This is a genomic window from Aeromonas sp. EERV15 (genome assembly GCF_900079845.1).
Taxonomy (GTDB): Bacteria; Pseudomonadota; Gammaproteobacteria; order Enterobacterales; family Aeromonadaceae; genus Aeromonas; species Aeromonas sobria.
In genome coordinates, this window is the sequence record NZ_FKKY02000036.1 from 1 (window position 1) to 5,250 (window position 5,250).

Genomic DNA, 5,250 nt, shown 5'->3' on the forward strand with positions numbered 1-5,250 from the left:
AATTACCGTTACAGTGACAGGAAATTACCACCATGAAGGACACCACGGATCAGGGGACTGGGGATATGTTTGGCATCAAGCGAGGGCCGGGTAGACCAAAGACCGGGACGGCCAAATCCGGGGCAGAACGACAGGCCGCCTACCGAGCCAAACAGCAGGAGAATAACGTAACGGTGACGATAAATAGGACGCTGATAGATGAACTGTCGGCCCATTTGCAGGCAATTCGGGATGGGGGGTCGGCGGTGGTGTTGACCGCGGAACAAGCCGGGGAGATCTTGCAGGCTCTGCGAACTGCCGAGGTCAAGCAGCTCCGGGGATAACAGCTACTGCCCACAGGCCGAACACATGGCCTGATGGACAGCCCTGCGGGATCGCCGTTACCCCCCTCGCAACGACCCCTCTCTCTTGAATGGCTTTAGGGCTCAAGAGACGCCCAGAGGGCGCTGTTATCTGATATGGCTTATTGGATCACTCTGGATCGCGTTTTAGATAGCGGCTCACCGTGGCAAAGCCTATTCCAAGATCCTCGCCTATATCTCGATTGCTGTAGCCCTGTGCCTTGAGCCGTAGTACCTCCGGCAACAGCTCGGCCTTGCTCATGCCGCCCTTGGTTGGGCGCTTGGATACCCTGCCCCCCTTGGCCCCTCTGGCGGCCTGTACGGCGCTGAACTCGGCTGGATTGAAACGCTGCCACACCCAACGGGCGATGCTCTTGGCCGTGGCCTTCGTCTCGGACACGGGCAACGGGCCACCCTGCTCCAGCCCAAACGCATTGGAGCTGTCACAGGAGGCCAGGACGGCTTCGGCCCATGCGTCGTACCCATTGGGCCGCCAATACGCCCTGACGGCGCTGTAGGCCCATTCCCGCACGTTATCGAACATCACCACGTTACGGCCTAGCCCGCTCGCCTCTTTGCGGCTGCGGCGGCTGTAGGCCGCCAGATCCGCATCCGGGCAGAACTCCGCGAGGTAGTCGAGGCTGTAGGGCTCGATCTGGTGCCAGACGGTGAGCCAGTCATCGTGAGTCGGGTTCTTGGTGATCAGCCCCGCATACCCCATGTCAGCCCCCAGCCGACGCGCTAGAACGTGCTCGATGGCGGCAAGGTAGCGCAGCGGCTTTTGCCGTGCTGCGCTGGTACGGGCTACAGGGGCCGCCAGCATGTACCCGATGTGAGCGTGTCCGTTGGTGCGGTTAACGGCGATCCAGTGGGGGGCGGGCAAGCCCGCATCCCGCCAAGCGTCGTAGCCATCCAGCCTGTCTACGTCGAAAACGATGCTGGAGACGTGCGGCGGCGGGTTGTGCTGGATGTGGCGATGCCGAAGGGCAGTTTTTTGAGGACGGATATACAGGCCATCTGCGGGATGATCGGTGCAGTAGGGGCGGAGGGGCAGTTGCTCGATAAACGAGGATTTTACCATCGATCACCGCGCAAATTGGCGGTACAGAAGGGTTGTCTGGACTGATCCATGTGTTAAGATCTCTCTGTGATTAAGTCACGGCCCCGGACTCTGCTATCTTCCGCCAAGTTGATAGAGCAGGTTCGGGGTTTTGCTTTTTTGGACAATACGTTACACGCCATCCAGCAGGAAATCTATTGCGTCCTTGATGACTTGGCGAGACTCCTGAACGTCAGTCACAATCCCTCCAAACTGCGCCAGCCGTACCGCCGCCATTTCGTGGGTCAGCACCAGATACTTGTCACCTTCTACAGTGATCACAGGGTTAAGCCGCTGTGCAGGCCGTCCAGTGAAGTCCGCCAGCAGGACTAAGGGGATCACCATCCGGGTGTGCAGTTCGCCGATGATGTCGCTCTGCACATTCAGCAAATAGGGATAGATGCGGGCATTGCCCTTGTTGCGGTAGATCGTGAACTGCATCAAAACGCCCTGTGATCGTCAGAAAACAGGCCGCGTTCTTCGACCATCCGGTTAAGTATTTGTATTGCGTCTCTGTTCTCACGCTTCCAGCGTTCTGCTTCTGAGCCGCTGATCTCATGCTGTAGCGCGGCGGCAAGAGTGGCTGACAGATTGATCCCCGCCGCTCTGGCTCGTTCCAGTAAGCTGGGCTCCAGCGTTACGCTGACCGTTCTCTTGCTGCGCATTGCTGCTGCGACCATGATGACCTCCAATAAAGTGACACGTGCGCTAGCACGTGCTTAATGGTATCACGCTCCTGCAACGAGGGCGACTAGGTTCACATAATGGGGTGGTAATATCATCTAAACACCCGCCACACATTAACATTTAAATTCCCACGTGTTATATTGAATTAATATATTTCACAGTTTTATTTATGAGAAAATGATGGGTGCGGCTTTATCAAACTGGAATTTTTCGATAGATATTTCCGTCTCGACGCTGGATGACAAATAAGGAGGCTTTTTTGAATGCATAATTCCTATATAGCCCTGACCATGAGCATAATTGCTATATCAGCATCTAGCCATGCTCAAGAGAGACCAGATTATTGCCGCGGTCTATTAAATAAAGAGTGTGCATTGGTTGAAGCTGCTAATGCTGAGCTAAAAGAACAGCCTGAATACTGCAAGCCAGGTTCCGAGCTGTCGAAAAGCCCAATCAGCTTATCTAAGGTGCAAATGCAGATCTGCGAAGTCACACAAGGCAGAGGCATGCCGCGCGAAGCCACACAGCACAGCAGTACACCGCACGACATGTCACAAGATTCAGACATGCAGTTTGCACGCCATATGAAAGAAATTGACGACGCGAATGCACGCAGAATTGAAGATATAACAGCTCTAGCTAGGGAGCATATGATCCCCTACCTCAACTTAATACAAAGCGTTCAGATTGGATATACTTGCGGCCTTTCTGATGCAAACATGGCTTCGTTTGCAATAAATAACATTCATAATTCCATGGGCAAGGAATTAATGGAGTCTGGTCTTGGTGTCGATAAAGCCATAGGTGAAATGAACGATAAAGTAGAGCAAGCATTGGATGATGGGAAAAGAATGGCAGACAATGGTGCGTGTGAAAATCTGACACCTGCTGACAGAGAAAGGCTACGTCGCATTATTAATGGGGTTTATTATTGATTGCTTTGCCGTGATAACCGGCATCGCCACTAGATAATCACCCACTAGCACTAGATAGCACCAGCGGGTGCGCATGTTATCTGTTAGGGCCTTGTCCACCCCTTAGAACTTCCCATTTCTTTATACTTCGCGGACTTATCCCCCGCGAAATTCATTTTTTTCACGTAGCAGCGCGTCCTATCTGAACTCCGGCCCCGATGGCCCCCGCTTTTTCGACTGCTTTGGCGGCTGCGGCTTTAGCCCTTCAATTTCGATAGCTGCTCGGCCAAGTCTGACACCTGCTCGGCCAAGTTCTTCACCTGCTCGGCCAAGCTCTTGTTGGATTGCTTGGTATTGTCGAACATGCCTTGCAAGGCCGCGTAAGCCTTCTGCCATTCTTTCTGCTGCTGCTCTCGCTCGCTCTGCAACGCCTCTAAGGCGCTCAACAAGTGCTGTTCTAGCTCGGTCATCTTCTAGTACCCCTTCGGTATCCTGTATCCGTCCCCGTATTTCCCGGCTTCTTCGTCCGTCAGGATGCAGAGCTGCCGCTCGTCTCCGCAGGTGCTGAATTGTATCTTCCCGCCCTGCTGCTTCAGGGTGTTCAACGTGTCCGTCCGCTCGGCGATCATCGTTCCCTGATACCACAGGATCCCGCCCATGGCGGATAGGAGTAGCAGGAAGCCAACCAGCATCAGGCCCCACCCCCTGAGCAGCAACCAGCCTATCCGCCTCTGGTGGCCTTGGATGGCGTTTTTGATGCTGATCTCGTTTGATTCCAACTCCCTTAAGACAGCTTTCTCGTGCTTCTCGAACTCTGTTTTCAACGTCCCGTCGATATCGATCACTTGCTGCTTCGATTTCTGCTCGAAGCCCTTCGCCATGTCTAAAACCTTGCTCATAGATCACCCCCTTAAGTCGGATGTTCCGCCCCCCCTCTGGGTCGGCGATGCTCACGCTATTTTTCGTCACCCTGACGATATCGAACCCCCCTTCCGTCAGGGCCTTCAACACGTCCTCTCGGGTTTCCAGCAGACCCGCCCCAGCCATCCCAAGTAACCCGTCCGTGATGGCTGTAGCGGCCTCCAGCTTGGATCTAGGCAGGTCTTGGGGAGGGGTCAGGGCCTGCCTATTGCGCGGGTCGCAGGGGTCGTGCAACCCCAGTTCCCCGTTGATGGCTGTCCGCCATGCGTTGATGCGCTTGCCGTCGGCGGCGTGGTAGTAGGGTTGCAACCGCTTGCCACTGAGCAACTCAATGTTCGGGATGACGAAGTTCAGCTCCAGCCGCCCCTTGTCCCGATGCTCCACCCACAGCACGGCGTATTGATCGGCATCCAGTCCCGGCAGCAGGGTCTGTTCAAACTCGGTCATCAGTTTGTCCTTGGTCTCCCTGGACAAGTCTTCTTCCTGGAACGACAACACGCCGGATGTGTACCGCCTGGCATAGGGGCTACTGTCTATCAGCTCCCTGATCTGGGCTGGGTCGCCCCTGTCCAGCGTGGCCCCTTCCCGATCGCCGTTCTTCCCTAGCAGGTATTCGACAGGGCCAGAACCACATCCACCGCCCCTGCTATGGAACTTGATGATCACGGCGCACCCCCTCCAGTTCGCGGCCGATAGCGGTCAGTGCAGCCAAGAGCTGCACCCGCTCCAAAGGCGTCATTCCCGCCACGTTCACCTTCCGGGCTATTTGGTTCAGGTTGTTACCGATGCCGGCCAATTGCCGGAGCAGTGCCGGATCGATGGTTGGCAGAGTGGTGCGCCGCTGGGGCAGCTCTGCGCCCAAACAGTGCTCCCGCATCCACTCCGCCAACTGGGGTTTGGGGCAGGTCGCCCGCAGACGAACCAGCTCGGATTCGGTGACTCTGACCTTGATCGTTTTGAGCCGTTTCGGCTGCTCTGTCGGCATCGGTGGACTCCGTTTTTTCGGGGGTTTCGGGGGGGCTTGCCCCCCTGAACAAGGCCACAGGGGAGACCGCGAAGCGGGCCCTCTGTGTATCCTTGCTTATATAGCATTGTGCCATATTTGAGCAAAAAAATGGGGGGTCGGCAACTTGCTATTTATCGTCACCGTGACACATAATTAATTACCGTTACAGTGACAGGAAATTACCACCATGAAGGACACCACGGATCAGGGGACTGGGGATATGTTTGGCATCAAGCGAGGGCCGGGTAGACCAAAGACCGGGACGGCCAAATCCGGGGCAGA

Annotated in this window: 8 protein-coding genes and 1 pseudogene; 2 read left to right on the plus strand and 7 right to left on the minus strand. The window is 55.6% G+C overall.

What is annotated here, in order from left to right; all coding sequences use genetic code 11:
• Positions 1-32 precede the first annotated feature (32 nt).
• Positions 33-323 (plus strand): hypothetical protein, encoded by a 291-nt coding sequence (locus BN4575_RS20115; protein WP_068979532.1) that lies wholly within the window; start codon positions 33-35, stop codon positions 321-323.
• Positions 324-471: 148 nt separating this feature from the next.
• Here the strand turns inward: BN4575_RS20115 and BN4575_RS20120 are convergent, their stop codons facing one another.
• From BN4575_RS20120 to BN4575_RS20130, 3 genes are all read right to left on the minus strand, one after another.
• Positions 472-1,422: a replication initiation protein gene (locus BN4575_RS20120; RefSeq protein WP_068979533.1), complete on the minus strand. Its 951-nt coding sequence runs from the start codon at positions 1,420-1,422 to the stop codon at positions 472-474.
• Between the two features lie 150 nt (positions 1,423-1,572).
• Positions 1,573-1,881 (minus strand): CcdB family protein, encoded by a 309-nt coding sequence (locus BN4575_RS20125; RefSeq protein ID WP_068979534.1) that lies wholly within the window; start codon positions 1,879-1,881, stop codon positions 1,573-1,575.
• The gene (locus tag BN4575_RS20130) at positions 1,881-2,120 is read right to left on the minus strand and encodes a type II toxin-antitoxin system CcdA family antitoxin (RefSeq protein ID WP_068979535.1); all 240 of its coding nucleotides are present in this window, start codon (positions 2,118-2,120) and stop codon (positions 1,881-1,883) included. The genes BN4575_RS20125 and BN4575_RS20130 overlap by 1 nt, the downstream gene beginning before the upstream one ends.
• Positions 2,121-2,390: 270 nt before the next feature.
• Here BN4575_RS20130 and BN4575_RS20135 point away from each other — a divergent pair, with 270 nt between their 5' ends.
• The gene (locus tag BN4575_RS20135) at positions 2,391-3,062 is read left to right on the plus strand and encodes a hypothetical protein (protein WP_141689892.1); all 672 of its coding nucleotides are present in this window, start codon (positions 2,391-2,393) and stop codon (positions 3,060-3,062) included.
• Between the two features lie 236 nt (positions 3,063-3,298).
• Here BN4575_RS20135 and BN4575_RS21965 read toward each other — a convergent pair whose 3' ends face one another.
• From BN4575_RS21965 to BN4575_RS20155, 4 genes and pseudogenes are all read right to left on the minus strand, one after another.
• A complete protein-coding gene (locus tag BN4575_RS21965; RefSeq protein WP_068979537.1) occupies positions 3,299-3,511 on the minus strand; it encodes an MbeD family mobilization/exclusion protein in 213 nt (70 codons plus the stop codon).
• Between the two features lie 3 nt (positions 3,512-3,514).
• A complete protein-coding gene (locus BN4575_RS22325; protein ID WP_068979538.1) occupies positions 3,515-3,940 on the minus strand; it encodes an MbeB family mobilization protein in 426 nt (141 codons plus the stop codon).
• A 49-nt stretch (positions 3,941-3,989) separates the two neighbouring features.
• A pseudogene (locus BN4575_RS22675) lies at positions 3,990-4,409 on the minus strand (relaxase/mobilization nuclease domain-containing protein); the annotation flags it as partial.
• A 199-nt stretch (positions 4,410-4,608) separates the two neighbouring features.
• Complete coding sequence (locus BN4575_RS20155; protein WP_068979540.1) at positions 4,609-4,947, minus strand: MobC family plasmid mobilization relaxosome protein; 339 nt, start codon at positions 4,945-4,947, stop codon at positions 4,609-4,611.
• Positions 4,948-5,250 lie beyond the last annotated feature (303 nt).